13 protein-coding genes are annotated in these 16,839 nt (G+C 60.8%); all 13 read left to right on the top strand.

Going from position 1 to position 16,839, the window contains the following annotated elements; translation table 11 throughout:
* The first annotated feature begins 55 nt into the window (after positions 1–55).
* The 13 genes from scpB (at position 56) to IGS55_RS07140 (ending at position 16,796) form a co-directional block, all read left to right on the top strand.
* Positions 56–850 carry an SMC-Scp complex subunit ScpB gene (scpB, locus tag IGS55_RS07200; protein WP_034760153.1) on the top strand — a complete coding sequence of 265 codons (795 nt, stop codon included), beginning with the start codon at positions 56–58 and terminating at the stop codon, positions 848–850.
* Positions 843–2,930 carry a 23S rRNA pseudouridine(2605) synthase RluB gene (gene rluB / locus IGS55_RS07195; RefSeq protein WP_230515666.1) on the top strand — a complete coding sequence of 696 codons (2,088 nt, stop codon included), beginning with the start codon at positions 843–845 and terminating at the stop codon, positions 2,928–2,930. Before scpB ends, rluB begins: the two co-directional genes overlap by 8 nt.
* Positions 2,931–3,275: 345 nt before the next feature.
* Complete coding sequence (rimP, locus tag IGS55_RS07190; RefSeq protein WP_034760462.1) at positions 3,276–3,764, top strand: ribosome maturation factor RimP; 489 nt, start codon at positions 3,276–3,278, stop codon at positions 3,762–3,764.
* Positions 3,761–5,326 (top strand): transcription termination factor NusA, encoded by a 1,566-nt coding sequence (nusA, locus tag IGS55_RS07185; protein ID WP_034760148.1) that lies wholly within the window; start codon positions 3,761–3,763, stop codon positions 5,324–5,326. The genes rimP and nusA overlap by 4 nt, the downstream gene beginning before the upstream one ends.
* A gap of 46 nt (positions 5,327–5,372) precedes the next feature.
* Complete coding sequence (gene infB / locus IGS55_RS07180; RefSeq protein WP_034760145.1) at positions 5,373–8,231, top strand: translation initiation factor IF-2; 2,859 nt, start codon at positions 5,373–5,375, stop codon at positions 8,229–8,231.
* A gap of 120 nt (positions 8,232–8,351) precedes the next feature.
* Complete coding sequence (rbfA, locus tag IGS55_RS07175; protein WP_035825200.1) at positions 8,352–8,768, top strand: 30S ribosome-binding factor RbfA; 417 nt, start codon at positions 8,352–8,354, stop codon at positions 8,766–8,768.
* Positions 8,769–8,770: 2 nt separating this feature from the next.
* Positions 8,771–9,706, top strand: a complete 936-nt coding sequence (gene truB, locus IGS55_RS07170; protein WP_230515665.1) for a tRNA pseudouridine(55) synthase TruB — start codon at positions 8,771–8,773, stop codon at positions 9,704–9,706.
* A gap of 254 nt (positions 9,707–9,960) precedes the next feature.
* Entirely contained in the window at positions 9,961–11,793 is a 1,833-nt protein-coding gene (typA, locus tag IGS55_RS07165) for a translational GTPase TypA (RefSeq protein WP_092716010.1), read from the top strand.
* Positions 11,794–11,957: 164 nt separating this feature from the next.
* Complete coding sequence (gene dusA, locus IGS55_RS07160; RefSeq protein WP_442908150.1) at positions 11,958–12,908, top strand: tRNA dihydrouridine(20/20a) synthase DusA; 951 nt, start codon at positions 11,958–11,960, stop codon at positions 12,906–12,908.
* The gene (locus tag IGS55_RS07155) at positions 12,908–13,369 is read left to right on the top strand and encodes a hypothetical protein (RefSeq protein ID WP_230515663.1); all 462 of its coding nucleotides are present in this window, start codon (positions 12,908–12,910) and stop codon (positions 13,367–13,369) included. The genes dusA and IGS55_RS07155 overlap by 1 nt, the downstream gene beginning before the upstream one ends.
* Before the next feature lie 520 nt (positions 13,370–13,889).
* Positions 13,890–15,644, top strand: a complete 1,755-nt coding sequence (locus IGS55_RS07150) for a methyl-accepting chemotaxis protein (RefSeq protein WP_230515662.1) — start codon at positions 13,890–13,892, stop codon at positions 15,642–15,644.
* Positions 15,645–15,707: 63 nt separating this feature from the next.
* Positions 15,708–16,055: an energy transducer TonB gene (locus IGS55_RS07145; RefSeq protein WP_034760455.1), complete on the top strand. Its 348-nt coding sequence runs from the start codon at positions 15,708–15,710 to the stop codon at positions 16,053–16,055.
* 168 nt (positions 16,056–16,223) lie between these two features.
* The gene (locus tag IGS55_RS07140) at positions 16,224–16,796 is read left to right on the top strand and encodes a hypothetical protein (protein ID WP_230515661.1); all 573 of its coding nucleotides are present in this window, start codon (positions 16,224–16,226) and stop codon (positions 16,794–16,796) included.
* Positions 16,797–16,839: the final 43 nt, after the last annotated feature.

Here is a 16,839-nt window from a genome sequence, read left to right as displayed (position 1 = left end):
TTTTTGATTTCTTTCTCTGCATACGAATTGCAACACACATCCGCACAGAATTGCTATGAATACAATTGAGGCTAAAAAAGTCCTCGAAACCGCGTTGCTGTGCGCTCGTGAATCGCTGACGATCCACAGCTTGAAGAAGCTGTTCGTCGATGCGGACGAGAATGGTCGCGTGCGCGGTGTCGGCGTTGGCGCCGATACGATCAAGCAGTTGCTCGAAGAGTTGCGCGATGAGTGGGAAGGGCGCGGCATCGAGATCGTCAGTCTGGCTTCCGGCTGGCGCTTTCAAAGCCGCCCGGAAATGAAGATGTATCTCGACCGTTTGACACCCGAGCGGCCGCCCAAGTATTCGCGGGCGACGCTGGAAACCCTCGCCATCATCGCCTACCGCCAGCCGGTGACGCGCGGCGATATCGAGGAAATTCGCGGCGTTGCCGTCAATTCGCAGACGATCAAGATGCTGGAAGACCGTGGCTGGGTCGATGCCATCGGCTACCGCGACGTGGTGGGAAGGCCGGCCTTGCTGGCCACCACCAAGCAATTTTTGGATGACCTGGGTTTGCAATCGCTGTCCCAGCTGCCGCCTTTGCAGCAAATCAGCGAGATGCAGGGCAACGGGCTTGAAGCCCTGGAAGCGGCCCTGCAGGAAAATTTTGACAAGGCAAGCAATGAGCTTGTCCCCCAGCTTGGTGCAGGTAGCAATACGGCTGTGACAGATGTAGATGTGACAGCAAGCCTTGATGCCGGCCCCGATGCTTCGCCCACGGACGAAGCCTACACTCACGACCCTGCGCCAGAACTAACGGTTGACGCTGCGCCAGGTCAGCACAGCCAAGAAACGAAGAATGAATAATCCGAACACACCCGAGACAGTAACCGCCAGCGACGAAGCCATCGTTGCCAAGCCCAAGCGCCGCACCAAGGCCCAGATCGAAGCCGATACGGCCGCTGCTGCCGTTGCAACGCCTGCTGCCGGCGACACCGCCGCCGCCAAGCCGAAGCGCCGCACGAAAGCCGACGTGGCCGCCGACGCGCCCGTCGCCGCCGCTGCTGCTGAAACCGAAGCTGCGCCAGCCGTCAAGAAAACCCGCGCCAAGCCAGCCTTGAAGGCCGTGGCCGATGCCGCGGAAGCGGCTGCCGAGGCGGTTGCCGCCCCTGCGCCGCGTCCGCCGCGCGCCCGCGCCGCCGCCAAGGCCGCTGCCGCCGTCGCTGAAACGGCGCCCGAAGCCGTCGCCGACAAGCCGGCCGAAGCGCGCCCGACCCGCGGTCCGCGCCAGATGCGTGGCGTGCAGGCGGAGCGCGCACTGCGCCAGCCGCCGCGCGCCGAAGCGCCGCAGGCAGCCGATGCCGCGCCTGTCGCCGAGCAAGCCGCCGCGCCGGTCGCCGATGTGTTCGATGCCGAGGGTAACCTCGTGTCCGGTCCGCGCCTGCCGCGCGGCCCGCGCAACGACGTGCCGGGCGCCGGCAAGAATGCCGGCAAGAGCCGTAAAAAGGGCAAGGGCCGCCAGGCTGCGCCAGGCAAGCTCAGCGATGCTGATGCCGTGTTCTCGTTCGTCACCTCCGACGCGTTCGACAGCGAAGAGGGCGGCACGGGCCGTATGCAAAAAGTGGCCGTGCGCCGCGACCTGACGTCCGACGACGACGCGCCGAAGCTGCACAAGGTGCTGGCCGAAGCCGGTCTCGGTTCGCGCCGCGACATGGAAGACCTGATCATTTCGGGCCGCGTGTCCGTCAATGGCGAGCCGGCCCACATCGGCCAGCGCATCTTGCCGACCGACCACGTGCGCATCAACGGCAAGTTGATTCAGCGCCGCGTCAGCAAGAAGCCGCCGCGCGTATTGGTGTACCACAAGCCGGCCGGCGAAATCGTCAGCCACAACGACCCGGACGGCCGCCCATCCGTGTTCGACCGCCTGCCGACCATGAAGGCGGGCAAGTGGCTGGCCGTTGGCCGCCTCGATTTCAACACGGAAGGCTTGCTGCTGTTTACCACCTCCGGCGATTTGGCCAACCGTTTGATGCACCCGCGCTACGGCATCGACCGCGAGTACGCCGTGCGTACCCTGGGCGAGCTGGAAGAGGGCATGCGCCAGAAGCTGCTGGCCGGCGTCGAACTGGAAGACGGCCTGGCGCAGTTCTCGAAGATCGCCGATGGCGGCGGCGAAGGCATCAACAAGTGGTACCGCGTGGTGATCGGCGAAGGCCGTAACCGCGAAGTGCGCCGCATGTTCGAAGCGATCGGCCTGACCGTGTCGCGCCTGATCCGTACCCGCTACGGCGCCATGACCCTGCCGAGCGGCCTGAAACGCGGCCGCTGGGAAGAGATGGATGAAAACACCGTGCGCGACCTGCTGGCCGCCTACGGCATCGAAAAGAAAATGCCGGCATCGGGCGACCCCCGTGCCGCTGGCGCCGCCAAGGGCCGCGAAGCGCGCAAGGCGAGCCGCGATGACGAGCCGAATGGCAACCGCATCGATGTAAGCAACCGCAACGCCGATCCGTTCCCGGTCGCGCCGCGCCGTGGCCAGCCGCAAGGCCAGTTTGCCCGTCCGCAAGGCCAGGGTCGTCCAGGCGGCGCCGGTCGTCCAGGCGAAGCCCGTGGTCCTGGCCGTGGCCAGCCGCAAGGTCCGTTCCAGGGCGGCCAGCCGCGTTCGTCGGCCTCGTTCGAAGGCGCGCCGCAAGGCCAGGGCCGTCCGCCGCGTGCGGCAGGCCAGGGTCAAGGTCGTCCGGCCGGTGGCGGCGAAGGCCGCGCGCCGCAGCGCGGTCCGCGCCAGCCCGATCCGCTGCAAACGGCATTCGGCTTCGCCAACACGGGTCCGCGCCGCAATACGGGCGGTGGCGCCGGTGGGCAGGCGCGTTCCGGTGGCCAGCCGCGTGGCGGCATGGATCGTGGCGGCATGGATGGCATGCCGCGCCGCCGCAGCAAAGGTTAATCGGGAAGAGTTTCTTCTTGCGCGCCCGCTGATCTGCCGCGGGTGCGCGCTCTTGTAACTGTTGTAAGCCGGGCCGCTCCTCGTGTGCGGCATTGCGGCGAAGTTAATAAGAGGTTATAATCTGCAGCCTAATAAAAGTTCTCCGCAGGGTTGTTTGGTGGGGAGTGCTTTCATCTGGTTGGGGAAATACAAGAAGATGGGCAGATGCCCATTTTTTTTTTGTTGAACCGTTTGTAATGGCGCCAGCAAGGCGCCATATATGACTTGAATGCGTGTTTTTGCATGGTGTCGGCGCTCATTGCGGCGCCGTCATGCCGAAAACGGGCCTTATTTCTGGAGAATTTTTTGCAGCAGTTGGGATTAATTGAAAAGACAGTTACAGGTCTGGGCTATGAGCTCGTTGATGTCGAACGTGCCGAGCGCGGGCTGCTGCGCGTCTTTATTGATTTCAGCGCCGCCGATGCCGCTGAAAAAGGTCCGATCACGGTCGAAGACTGTGCCACGGTGAGTCACCAGTTATCGCATGTGTTGACGGTAGAGAACGTTCCTTACGAGCGTCTCGAGATTTCTTCCCCGGGTCTCGATCGTCCGGTGCGCAAGCTGGAAGACTTCGTCCGTTTCGCAGGCCAGGAAATCATCGTCAAGCTGACTGTGGCGATGCCGGGTACGAACAACCGGAAATCGTTCCAGGGGATTCTGCAAGAACCCGTGGGCGATAAATTGTCGTTGGAATTTGAAGGTAAGGATGGTCCGGCGATGTTGGAGTTTACGCTCGCCGATGTGGATAAGGCACGCTTGGTGCCGCAGGTGGTTTTTAAGGGACGCAAAGCATGAGCCGCGAAGTTTTATTATTGGTTGACGCGCTGGCGCGCGAAAAAAACGTCGATAAAGATGTCGTCTTCGGCGCCCTCGAATTCGCGTTGGCGCAAGCCACGAAGAAACGGTATGAGGGTGAGGTAGACATCCGCGTTTCGATCGACCGCGAAACGGGCGAATTCGAATCGTTCCGCCGCTGGCACGTCGTGCCCGATGAAGCGGGCCTGCAATTGCCGGATCAGGAGATCCTGCATTTCGAGGCAAAAGAACAGATCGCCGATATCGAAGTCGATGACCATATCGAAGAACCGATCGAATCCGTCGAATTCGGCCGCCGTTTCGCCCAGGATACCAAACAGGTCGTCCTGCAGCGCGTACGTGACGCCGAACGCGAACAGATCCTGGTCGACTTCCTGGAACGCGGCGATTCGCTCGTCACCGGCACCATCAAGCGCATGGAACGCGGCGACGCCATCGTCGAATCAGGCAAGATCGAAGCGCGTCTGCCACGCGACCAGATGATCCCGAAAGAGAATCTGCGTATCGGCGACCGTGTGCGTGCCTTCATCTTGCGTATCGACCGCAACATGCGCGGCCCGCAAGTGATTCTGTCGCGCACCGCGCCGGAATTCATCATGAAGCTGTTCGAACTGGAAGTGCCGGAAATCGAGCAAGGCATGCTGGAAATCAAATCCGCAGCCCGCGATGCCGGCGTCCGCGCCAAGATCGCCGTCTACACGGCCGACAAGCGCATCGACCCGATCGGTACTTGCGTCGGCATGCGCGGTTCGCGCGTGCAGGCCGTGACCGGCGAACTCGGTGGCGAACGTGTCGACATCGTGCTGTGGTCGGAAGATCCGGCGCAGTTCGTCATCGGCGCCCTGGCGCCGGCGAACGTGTCGTCGATCATGGTCGATGAAGAAAAACACGCGATGGATGTCGTCGTGGACGAAGAAAACCTGGCAATCGCGATCGGCCGTTCCGGCCAGAACGTGCGCCTGGCCTCGGACCTGACCGGCTGGAAGATCAACATCATGACGGCCGAAGAATCGGCTGACAAAGCTGCCCAGGAAACGGCTGCCGTGCGCATCCTGTTCATGGAAAAGCTCGATGTCGATCAGGAAGTGGCCGATATTCTGGTGGAAGAAGGTTTCGCCAGTCTGGAAGAAATCGCTTACGTGCCAATTTCCGAAATGCTGGAAATCGAATCGTTTGACGAAGATACCGTCAATGAACTCCGTACCCGTGCGCGTGATGCGCTGGTTACCGAAGCGATTGCTTCGGAAGAGGGTCTGGAAGGCATGGACGAGGCGTTGGTGGGTCTGGAAGGCATGGACCGCATTACCGCCGGCAAGCTGGGTCTGGCTGGTATCAAGACCGTTGAAGCATTTGCAGCACTGGCATACGACGAATTTGGCGCAATCCTGGCCTTGTCTGCGGACCGTGCGCGTGAACTGATTACAAGTGAATTTAAAGATGTGACCGACGATGAGATGAAGTTGGTTGACTCGAAATACGACGATCGTGCCAAGGCGTTGCAAGCCAAGGCATGGAGTCTGGCCGAATCCGCAAAGGCTTAATTTGAGTATCTTTATCATCTCCGCGACACATAGAAAAGAGGACTGAATGGCGAGTAACAACGTAGCCCAATTTGCCACCGAACTGAAGATGCCTGCAGATTTGCTGCTGACGCAGCTGCGTTCTGCCGGCGTCGAGAAAAGTTCGACGTCAGATCCATTGTCGAAAGATGATAAGGACAAGCTTTTGGATCATCTGCGCCGTACACACGGCGCAGCGGCTGACACAGAAAAGAAAAAAATCACCGTGACCCGCAAGGAAACGACTGAGATCAAGCAAGCTGACGCCACCGGCAAATCGCGCACCATCCAGGTGGAAGTGCGCAAGAAGCGCACTTTCGTCCAGCGTGACGAAGCTGCGCCGGTCGCGGCAGAACCGGTCGCGCCTGCCGCACCGGTGATCGATCCCGCCGACGTGGCGCGCCGTGAAGAAGAAGCCCGTAAACAGGCTGAGCTGATCGCCCGCCAGGAAGCCGATCTGCGCGAAAAGCAAGAACGTCTGGCCAAGCTCGACGCGGAAAAAGAAGCCCAGGCGAAAGCCACGCAACAGGCTGAATTGGCTGCGAAGAAAGAAGCGGAAGCGGAAGCGAAGAAAGCGGCCGCCAAGGCTGCCGCCGCGCCTGCCGCCAGCGCCGCTGCGCCTGTCGTTGACGACGCCGCCGCCGAAGCGAAGAAAGCTGCTGCCGCTGAAGAAGCGAAGAAGAAAGCCGCTGCCGCTGCTGTTGCTGCCAAGGAAGCCGCTGACAAAGCGGAAGCCACCGAGCGTGCACGCAAGGCTGTTGCCGACGAAGTTGCCCAGATCAAGGCCATGATGAACGCGCCACGCCGCGCCATCAAGGCACCGGAACCCGTACCGGTTCCCGTCAAGCCGAAGGCGCCGGAAGGCACCCTGCACAAGCCTGCTGACAAGAAACCTGGCGACAAGCCGGGCGACAAGAAGCCTGCTGTTGCAGACAAGAAATCCATCAAGTCGGCCAATGTGTCGTCCACCTGGTCCGATGACGCGAAAAAACGCGGCACCACCGGTGGTCCCAAGCCACGCGGCAACAGCGGCCCAGGCGGCCGTGACAGCTGGCGCGGTGGCGCGAAGGGCCGTCGCCCGACGCACCATGACGACCGTGAATCGAACTTCCAGGCTCCTACGGAAGCCGTCGTCAAAGACGTGCACGTGCCAGAAACGATCACCGTGGCCGAACTGGCGCACAAAATGTCCGTCAAGGCATCCGAAGTCATCAAGCATTTGATGAAATTGGGCCAGATGTGCACGATCAACCAGGTGCTGGACCAGGAAACCGCCATGATTCTGGTGGAAGAAATGGGCCACAAGGCGTTCGCCGCCGAACTGGACGATCCGGAAGCGCTGCTGGCTGATGTGGGCGAACACGCGCACTTCGAAACCAAGCCACGCGCACCGGTGGTCACCGTCATGGGTCACGTCGACCATGGTAAGACCTCGTTGCTCGATTACATCCGTCGCGCCAAGGTTGCTTCCGGCGAAGCGGGCGGCATTACGCAGCATATCGGCGCTTACCACGTCGATACGCCACGCGGCATGATCACCTTCCTCGACACCCCGGGCCACGAAGCGTTTACCGCGATGCGTGCCCGTGGCGCCAAGGCAACCGACATCGTGATTCTGGTGGTTGCCGCCGACGATGGCGTGATGCCGCAAACGAAAGAAGCGATTGCCCATGCGAAAGCAGCCGGCGTACCGCTGGTGGTGGCGATCAACAAGGTCGACAAACCAGGCGGCAACGTTGACCGCGTGACGCAGGAACTGGTCGCAGAACAAGTCGTGCCGGAAGAATACGGTGGCGAATCGCCATTCGTGCCGGTCTCGGCCAAAACGGGTCAAGGTATCGACGACCTGCTGGAACAAGTGCTGTTGCAAGCCGAAGTGCTGGAACTGACGGCACCGGTCGATGCGCCTGCGCGCGGCCTGGTAGTCGAGGCACGTCTGGACAAGGGCCGTGGTCCTGTGGCGACGATCCTGGTGCAGTCCGGTACCCTGAAGCGCGGCGACGTGATTCTGGCTGGCTCTTCGTATGGCCGTGTTCGCGCCATGCTGGACGAGAACGGCAAGTCGATCGCTGAAGCGGGTCCTTCGATTCCGGTCGAAATCCAGGGTCTGACGGAAGTGCCGGTTGCCGGTGAAGAAGTCGTCGTCATGGCTGACGAGCGCAAAGCGCGTGAAATCGGTCTGTTCCGTCAAGGTAAGTTCCGTGACGTGAAACTGGCGAAACAGCAAGCTGCGAAACTGGAAAACATGTTCGACCAGATGGCCGAAGGCGAAGTGAAAAACTTGCCATTGATCATCAAAACAGACGTGCAAGGTTCGCAAGAAGCGCTGGTTGGCTCGTTGCAGAAACTGTCGACCTCCGAAGTGCGCGTACAAGTTGTGCACGCAGCCGTCGGTGGCATCACGGAATCGGACGTCAACCTGGCAGTCGCCTCGAAAGCGGTCATCATCGGCTTTAACGCCCGTGCTGATGCCCAGGCACGCAAGCTGGCCGAGTCGAATGGCGTGGACATTCGCTACTACAACATCATTTACGATGCGATCGACGAGATCAAATCGGCGTTGTCGGGCATGTTGGCACCAGAGAAACGCGAAACCGTCATCGGCCAGGTCGAGATCCGCCAGGTTATCCTGGTCTCGAAAGTGGGCGCGATTGCCGGTTGCCTGGTCACCGATGGCGTGGTCAAGCGTGCTTCTTCCGTCCGCCTGTTGCGCAACAACATCGTGGTGTGGAGCGGCGAGATCGACTCCCTGAAACGCTTCAAGGACGATGCGAAAGAAGTTCGCGCCGGTCTGGAGTGCGGCCTGTCGCTGAAGAACTACAACGACATTCAGGTTGGTGACACCCTGGAAGTGTTCGAAGTCCAGGAAATCGCTCGTACCCTGTAATCGCAGCAGCAATGAAAACCGCGCGGACATACCGTTGTCCGCGCAAACACGTGGGGCGCATTGGTCAACGGGCAACCGTTTGACTCATGCGCCCTGCGGCACTTAGGACAGCATAAAATCATGGCTAAACATAGCAAAACCATGCCGGCGCGCGGCTTGCGCGTGGCCGACCAGATCCAGCGCGATCTGGCTGAAATCGTCGCCTACGAATTGAAGGACCCGCGCGTGGGCACGATGATCACCATCACCGAAGTGCAGATCACGCCCGATTACGCGCACGCCAAGGTGTTTTTCACGATGTTGAAAGACAGCAAGGAAGCCATCAAGAACACCACCGAAGGCCTGATGGCCGCGTCCGGCTTCATCCGTGGCTTGCTGGGCAAGCGCCTGCACATCCACACCCTGCCGATGCTGCATTTCGTGCACGACAGCTCGACCTCGCGCGGCATGGAAATGTCGCTCCTGATCGACAAGGCCAACGCCACGCGCGCGGCCGACGCCGAGCCGGATGTCAAACCCGAAGCGGACGAGCAATAACAGTGGCGGGTCCGAAGAAACCGCCCGGCATCAAGCGGGTGCGCGACCTGGTCGATGGCGTCTTGCTGTTGGATAAGCCCGTGGGCTGGTCCAGCAATGACGCCCTGATCAAGGCCAAGCGCGTCTTGAACGCCAAGAAGGCGGGCCATACGGGCACCCTGGATCCGTTCGCCACGGGCTTGCTGCCGCTGTGCTTTGGCGAGGCGACCAAGTTCTCGCAGGACTTGCTGGAAGCCGATAAAACCTACGAAACCCTGGTGCACCTGGGGCAGACGACGGATACGGGCGACACGGAAGGCGACGTGCTGGAAACGCGCGACGTCAATGTCACCGAAGAGCAGATCGAGGCCGTGCTGGCGCGGTTCCGCGGGCCGATTTTGCAGACGCCGCCCATGTACTCGGCCTTGAAACGGGACGGCAAGCCCTTATATGAGTATGCAAGGGCAGGCATCACGCTGGAGCGCGAAGCGCGCCCGGTGACCATCCACAAGCTCGAGTTCCTCGGCTATGAAGCCCCGTTCCTGAAATTGTCCGTGATGTGCAGCAAGGGCACGTATATCCGCGTGCTGGGTGAAGACATCGGCCATGCCCTCGGTTGCGGCGGCCATCTGAACGCCTTGCGCCGCACGCAGGTGGGCAACCTGACGCTTGACGGCGTAGTTACCCTGGATGAGCTGACGGCGCATGCTGCGCCGTTGAGCCTGCTGGCTCCCGTCGATGCCTTGCTGTCGAGTTTCCCTGCCGTCCAGCTGACGGAAGAATTGGCCAAGCGCTTCCTGCACGGCCAGCGCATCGCGCTGGGCAAGGAAGACGTCGCCGTGCCAGCCGAGCCGGGCAGGGTGCGCGTGTATCACGACAGCAAGTTGCTGGGCACGGGCCAGTTGCAGGAATACAGCATCCTGGCGCCAGAGCGTCTCATTGCCACGGCGCATCAATAAAAGCTGGGGTCAGACCCCCTCGACCGTTGGCGCAAGCCTCTGAGTTGGCGGGATTGAGGGTCTGACCCCGGCATGCACTCTTCAAACAGTGTCGCTTTTTTAAACAAATCGTCCCCGACTGCAAGAGCCGCCAGCATTTTTAGATAGCGTTGCAACGCAACATGCTATACTACGCGGTTCCGGAAATAGATTAGCATTCGGGTATCTCGTACACCTTGTACGCACTCCGCAGTTTTTCAGTAACTACTACGACCATGTCAAATACAAAACGCGCAATTCGTAATATCGCCATTATCGCCCACGTTGACCACGGCAAAACCACGCTGGTGGATCAGCTGCTGCGCCAGTCCGGCACCTTCCGTGAAAACCAAGCGGTCGACACCCGAGTCATGGACTCGAACGACCTGGAAAAGGAGCGCGGCATTACGATTCTGTCGAAGAACTGCGCCGTTGAGTACGAAGGCACCCACATCAACATCGTCGACACCCCAGGCCACGCCGACTTCGGCGGCGAAGTGGAACGTGTTCTGTCGATGGTCGATTCGGTTCTGCTGCTGATCGATGCACAGGAAGGCCCGATGCCGCAAACCCGTTTCGTCACGCGCAAAGCGCTGGCACTGGGTCTGAAGCCTATCGTTATCGTCAACAAGATCGACCGTCCAGGCGCACGTCCGGACTGGGCCATCAACCAGACGTTCGAACTGTTCGACAAGCTGGGCGCCACCGACGAGCAACTGGATTTCCCTATCGTTTACGCTTCGGGCCTGAACGGCTATGCCGGCCTGACCGAAGACGTGCGCGGCGGCGACATGAAGCCGATGTTCGACGCCATCCTGGAACACGTTCCAGTGCGCGACGACAATCCGGAAGGCCCGCTGCAAATGCAGATCACCTCGCTGGACTACTCGTCGTACGTCGGCAAGATCGGCATTGGCCGCGTCAACCGCGGTACCGTCAAAGTCGGCCAGGACGTGCTGGTCATCAATGGCCCAGGCGCTACGCCTATCAAAGGCCGCATCAACCAGGTGCTGAACTTCAAGGGCCTGGAGCGCGTGCTGGTTGACGAAGCTGTTGCCGGCGACATCTGCCTGATCAACGGTATCGACGAAATCGGCATCGGTTCGACCCTGTGCGCACTGGATACCCCGGAAGCGCTGCCGATGCTGACCGTCGACGAGCCGACCCTGACCATGAACTTCATGGTCAACAACTCGCCGCTGGCTGGCCGCGAAGGCAAGTTCGTGACCTCGCGTCAGCTGCGTGACCGTCTGGAAAAAGAATTGAAAGCCAACGTTGCTCTGCGCGTGGCTCCAACCGACGACGACACGATCTTCGAAGTATCGGGCCGCGGCGAGCTGCACCTGACGATTCTGATCGAAAACATGCGTCGCGAAGGCTTCGAGCTGGCCGTATCGCGTCCACGCGTGGTGTTCAAGATGGTTGATGGCGTGCGCCACGAGCCGTTTGAAAACCTGTCCGTCGACGTGGAAGAAGCCAACCAGGGCGGCGTCATGGAAGAACTGGGCCGTCGTCGCGGCGACCTGCAAAACATGGAATCGGATGGCAAGGGCCGCGTGCGTCTCGAGTACCTGATCCCGGCGCGTGGCCTGATCGGCTTCCAGGGCGAATTCATGACCCTGACCCGCGGCACCGGCCTGATGAGCCACGTATTCCACGAATACGCGCCAGTCGACAACACCCGTGGCGAAATGGCCGGCCGTCGTAACGGCGTGCTGATCTCGCAAGATGACGGCGCCGCCGTTGCCTACGCGATCTGGAAACTGCAAGACCGCGGCCGCATGTTCGTGTCGCACAATGACCCGGTCTACGAAGGCATGGTCATCGGTATCCACTCGCGCGACAACGACCTGGTCGTCAACCCGATCAAGGGCAAGCAGCTGACCAACGTGCGTTCGTCGGGTACCGACGAAGCGGTGCGCCTGGTACCACCAATCCAGATGTCGCTGGAATACGCAGTCGAATTCATCGAGGACGACGAACTGGTGGAAATCACGCCTAAATCGATCCGTCTGCGCAAGCGCTTCCTGAAAGAGCATGAGCGTAAAAAAGCGTCGCGTGATTCTTAATATGTCGTAGAGCATGGCCTGCGGGCCATGCCGCGTCCAAGCCCGCTGCGCCGCGTCACTGCTATTGGTGATGCACGCAGCGGGTTTGTCATTTGCAGCCCCTGTTTTTTGTAGACACCATGACTTCCTCTTCTTTGCCTTCCCGCCGCCTGTCCGTCGCCCCGATGATGGACTGGACCGACCGCCATTGCCGCAAGTTCCACCGCGAAATCACGCGCCATACCTGGCTCTACACCGAGATGGTGACGACGGGCGCGCTCGTGTACGGCGACGTGGAGCGCCATTTGCGCTTCAATGAGGAAGAACATCCGGTGGCGCTGCAGCTGGGTGGCAGCGATCCGAAGGATCTGGCCACGAGCGCCAAGCTGGGCGAGCAGTGGGATTACGACGAGATCAACCTGAACTGCGGCTGCCCGTCCGAGCGCGTGCAAAAGGGCGCGTTTGGCGCCTGCCTGATGGCCGAGCCGCAATTGGTGGCCGACTGCGTGAAAGCCATGCGCGACGTGGTCGACATCGACGTCACGGTGAAGCACCGCATCGGCATCGATGACAGCGAATCGTATGACTTCGTGCGCGACTTCGTCGGCACCGTGGCCGACGCCGGCTGCAAGACATTTATCGTGCATGCGCGAAATGCCATCCTGAAAGGCTTGAGCCCGAAGGAAAACCGCGAAGTGCCGCCCCTCAAGTATGACTATGCCTACCGCCTGAAACGCGACTTTCCCCAGTTCGAGTTCATTATCAACGGCGGCATCAAGACGCTCGATGAAATCGACCTGCACCTGCAGCACCTGGACGGCGTGATGCTGGGCCGCGAGGCATATCACAATCCGTACGTGATGGCGCAGTTCGACCAGCGCTACTACGGCGACGAAGCGCCCGTCAAAACGCGCGAGCAGGTGCTCGAAGCGATGATTCCGTATATCAGCGCGCAGCTGGAGAAGGAAGCGGGCAGATTAAAACTGAACAGCGTCACGCGCCACATGCTGGGCCTGATGCAAAACCTGCCTGGCGCGCGCGGCTTCCGCCAGACCTTGTCCGATTCGAAGAAGCTGGCTTCGGGCGACCCGCGTCTGCTGCTGGAAGCGGCGGCGCGCTTGTCCTTGCCTGCGTAATGGACGATTGCCACGGCCATGCGCGCCACATCGACGGCTATCTGCAAGCCGTCAGCGCGCTGAAGGATGACGGCAGCGACTTGCTCTGCACGTATCTGGGGCCCGCCGCGCCGCAGGCATCGTTCGATGCCTTGTGCCGCGCACTGGATGTGACGCCCGATGGCTTGCGCCTGCAGCCGATCGAAACGGTCGTGTGCAGCGGCGTCTTGTGTACGCCGCGCCAGTGGCTGCTCGAGCGCCTGCATCCGACGAGCGAGGCGGATCGCCAGCCGCTCGACGCCCGTTTATATGACGGTTTCGAGCGCGAACTGGCCGAACTGCTGCGCGCCGAGCCCCGCTGGTATCAACTGGTATCGTCTGGCCAGCGCAGCCTGGCCGGGCAATTGGGCGCCATCTGGAGCGTCTTTGTCTTCGGCACAGAGTGCCACGCCTATGTGATGCATTGCAGCTGGGACAGCTGATCCAACTTGTCTATACCGCTGCCCCTGCGCACTGGTATTGTCCGTACTTCCCCTTCCTCTGAGCGCCTCTTCCAAAACGATGCAATATGGCTACGCCATGTGTTGTAAATGCGCCGTTTCGGCGCACGCCCGCACTGTCGTGGGGCATTTCTAAGAGGCAAGAAACGGCGTTGTTGCCATTTCCCCGAAGAAAGTTAATCAGCCATTTATTCGGGTACATATTGCTTGCTTTGAGGCAAAATTTACACCTATAATTGATTATAGACAAATATTTCTCATATGAATGTTTGATGTTGATCTCACATCAACGGTGTCAAAAATTCAGCGTGCGGAACAAGTTTGCATTCGCAGTCACTGGCATTTCCAGGGCTGCTGAAAGACCAGGAAGTACCCCGGGCTGCGTGCGGCCGGATACCGCCAGCATACCAATGGGTAAGGGCGGATGCCGGTGTTGCGCAGCCTTCGTCTTGTCGTGCCGGGCAAAAATCCTTATCAATAGTTTCATTTACGAAGAGCCGAAATGAATTTAGCAAAAATGAAGGTTGGTACCCGCCTGGGCCTGGGTTTCGCCCTGGTACTGGTTCTGCTGGTGGCCGTGACCGTCCTCGGCATCGCGCGCATGGCGCAAATCCAGGAGCGTCTCGATCACGTGATCAATGTCAACAACGTCGTCACCCGCCTGGTGATCGATATGCGTGGCAACGTCAGCGACCGCATCACCTCGCTGCGCATCCTGACCCTGATGACTGACGCGGGCGATATGGAGCCGGAAATGGCGCGTATCAAGACGCAGACGAGCACCTATCAGGAAACGCAGAAGAAGCTTGAAGAGAAATTCGCCGTCGAGTCCACTCCTGAAGAAAAAGCGCTGCTGACCTCGATCAAGGAATACGAAGCGGCCGCCATGCCGGCCATCGCCAAGGCCTCCGCGCTGTGGATGGCCAACGATGCGGAAGGCGCCACGCGCGTGATGATCAAGGAAATCCGTCCGGTACAGAAAAAATGGATGGAAGCGCTGGAGCAACTGGCCGTGCTGGAAGACAAGCTCAACGAGCAGATGCAATCGGATGCCCGCAAGGCCTTCGATAGCGCGCGCCTGTTCATGATCATTCTCGGCGTACTGGCCGTGGCGATGGGCGTGGCGGCGGCACTGGTGATTACCCGCGGCCTGCTGAAACAGCTGGGCGGCGAACCTGACTACACGGCATCGATCGCCGGCAGCATCGCCAATGGCGACCTGTCGATCGGCATCCACACGCAGCCATCGGACAATTCCAGCCTGCTGGCGGAAATGAAGGAAATGCGCAACAGCCTGGTGGGCATCGTCGGCCAGGTGCGCGTCGGCACGGAAACCATCGGCACGGCCTCGCGCGAAATTGCCGACGGCAATATCGACTTGTCGTCGCGCACGGAAATGCAAGCGAGCGCGCTGGAAAAAACGGCGTCGGCCATGGAAGAGCTGACCTCGACCGTGAAACAGAATGCGGACAATGCGCGCGAAGCCAATAAGCTGGCCGCCACGGCATCGGATGTCGCCATCAAGGGCGGCTCTGTGGTGTCGCAAGTGGTTGACACCATGAGCTCGATCAATGAGTCGGCGAAGAAGATTGTCGACATCATCGGCGTGATCGATGGCATCGCCTTCCAGACCAACATCCTGGCGCTGAATGCCGCCGTGGAAGCGGCACGTGCCGGCGAGCAAGGCCGCGGCTTTGCCGTGGTGGCGTCGGAAGTGCGCAACCTGGCCCAGCGTTCCGCTGGCGCCGCGAAAGAAATCAAGATACTCATCGACGATTCGGCCGAGAAGACGGAACGCGGCACGCGTCTGGTCGGCCAGGCCGGCGTGACGATGGGCGAAGTGGTCGACAGCGTGCGCCGCGTGACCGACATCATGAGCGAGATCGCCAGTGCCAGCCAGGAACAGAGCGCCGGCATCGAACAGGTCAACCTGTCGATCATCGAGATGGATGGCATGACGCAGCAAAATGCGGCCCTGGTGGAGCAGGCGGCCGCCGCGGCGCAAAGCTTGCAGGACCAGGCGGCCGAACTGGCCCACGTGGTCAGCATCTTCAAACTGGTCGAAGGCGAGGAGAAACCGGCAGCGTATGTGCCGACCCCCGTGGCCGCCGCACCAGTGCCCGTGCGCAAGCCGGTGCCGGCATTGCGCCCGGTGAAGTCGCTGACGCGCAAGACCGAAGCCGCCGCTCCCGTGGCTGCCGCTGCGCCACGCAAGGCGGCAGGCGCGGGCAGCAATGACGAGTGGGAAGAGTTTTAAGCGCGGCCAACAGCGCACAGGAAATGGTAACTGCCGTATTTGATAATAATCATGGGGAAGCACATGTTTGAGAATAAGCGTTTGATGAGTGTTGCAGCAGCCTTGCTGGTGTCCGTTTCTTCCGCAGCCTTCGCTGCCGAAGTGCCGGCGTCGTTCGATGCCAAGAACTGCAAGGCCGACTATCCGAAAGCCTCGCTGATGAACGAAGAGCAGGGCACCGTATCGATGTCCTTCCTGGTCAATGCCGATGGCAGTGTTGCCGATTCGAAAGTCGAGAAAAGCAGCGGCTTCAAGAACCTGGACAAGGCCGCCATCAAGGCCCTGTCCGCTTGCAAGTTCAAGCCGGGCACCAAGGATGGCGCCGCGGCGCAAACCTGGACCAAGGTCGATTACGCCTGGAAGCTGGACTGATCCACGTATCGCCGGGAGCGCCGCTCCCGGCATGACCGTATCCGCTACGGGCGGCGCCTGCGAGGGTGCCGCCCGTATTGTTATGTGCGGCAGCCAACGGCGCTGTCGCCGCCGATTCTGTTACCCTCGAAACATACCTTCGGGATCTCTCACCACAAGAGGCTTATCATGCAGCGCATCCTGACACTTTCCTCCCTGGCCGCCACCGGCTTGCTGCTTTCCGCCTGCGCTACACTGGGCACGCCCGTGGGCTTGCAGGCGGGGCAGACCGTCGCCGTCGTCAACAGCCTGAGCTGGGACAATCCGCTGACGGGCAAGCGCGACGGTGTGCGCACGAGCTGGCCCATCAAGAATGGCCAGATTGCCCCTGAATATTTTCCGCTGGCGCAGCTGAAGCAATGCGAGGCCGGCGGCAAGCCTTGCGCCTGGGGCGTGATGCGCGCGCAGCGTGGCGCACCGACGCTGAGCTATGCGGATGGCGGCGTGGACCTGGCCGTAAGCGTCTCGATCGACGTGGCGCGGCGCCAGGATGCGCGCCAGGGCGAGACGCAAACGGCGATGGCGATTCCCCAGGATGTGGCCGCGCTGGAAGGGCGGCAACAGGTGCAGCCCAGCTGGAAATTGAAGTATGGAAAGGTCGAGCAGGTCGAGCTCGATTACGGCGTGCGCTACCAGGTGTGCGTGCAGCGCTACGATGCGGCCGGCAAGGCCATCGATACGTGCGCGATTCCATTTATTTGAGGAAACATGCCGCGCGGGCCGCTTGTGGCGCCATTGCCACATT

It is taken from the genome of Janthinobacterium sp. EB271-G4-3-2 (genome assembly GCF_020858035.1).
In the GTDB taxonomy this organism is placed as follows: domain Bacteria; phylum Pseudomonadota; class Gammaproteobacteria; order Burkholderiales; family Burkholderiaceae_D; genus Janthinobacterium; species Janthinobacterium aestuarii.
Note: the sequence above shows the minus strand (reverse complement) of the source record. Positions and strands in the feature narration are given on the sequence as shown.

Excerpts from the sequence above, each read along its gene's own strand:
- rluB (WP_230515666.1), top strand. The coding sequence starts at position 843 with ATGAATAATCCGAACACACCCGAGACAGTAACCGCCAGCGACGAAGCC.
- rbfA (WP_035825200.1), top strand. The coding sequence starts at position 8,352 with ATGGCTAAACATAGCAAAACCATGCCGGCGCGCGGCTTGCGCGTGGCC.
- dusA (WP_442908150.1), top strand. The coding sequence starts at position 11,958 with ATGATGGACTGGACCGACCGCCATTGCCGCAAGTTCCACCGCGAAATC.
- IGS55_RS07155 (WP_230515663.1), top strand. The coding sequence starts at position 12,908 with ATGGACGATTGCCACGGCCATGCGCGCCACATCGACGGCTATCTGCAA.
- IGS55_RS07145 (WP_034760455.1), top strand. The coding sequence starts at position 15,708 with ATGTTTGAGAATAAGCGTTTGATGAGTGTTGCAGCAGCCTTGCTGGTG.
- typA (WP_092716010.1), top strand. The coding sequence starts at position 9,961 with ATGTCAAATACAAAACGCGCAATTCGTAATATCGCCATTATCGCCCAC.
- infB (WP_034760145.1), top strand. The coding sequence starts at position 5,373 with ATGGCGAGTAACAACGTAGCCCAATTTGCCACCGAACTGAAGATGCCT.
- IGS55_RS07150 (WP_230515662.1), top strand. The coding sequence starts at position 13,890 with ATGAATTTAGCAAAAATGAAGGTTGGTACCCGCCTGGGCCTGGGTTTC.
- IGS55_RS07140 (WP_230515661.1), top strand. The coding sequence starts at position 16,224 with ATGCAGCGCATCCTGACACTTTCCTCCCTGGCCGCCACCGGCTTGCTG.
- nusA (WP_034760148.1), top strand. The coding sequence starts at position 3,761 with ATGAGCCGCGAAGTTTTATTATTGGTTGACGCGCTGGCGCGCGAAAAA.
- scpB (WP_034760153.1), top strand. The coding sequence starts at position 56 with ATGAATACAATTGAGGCTAAAAAAGTCCTCGAAACCGCGTTGCTGTGC.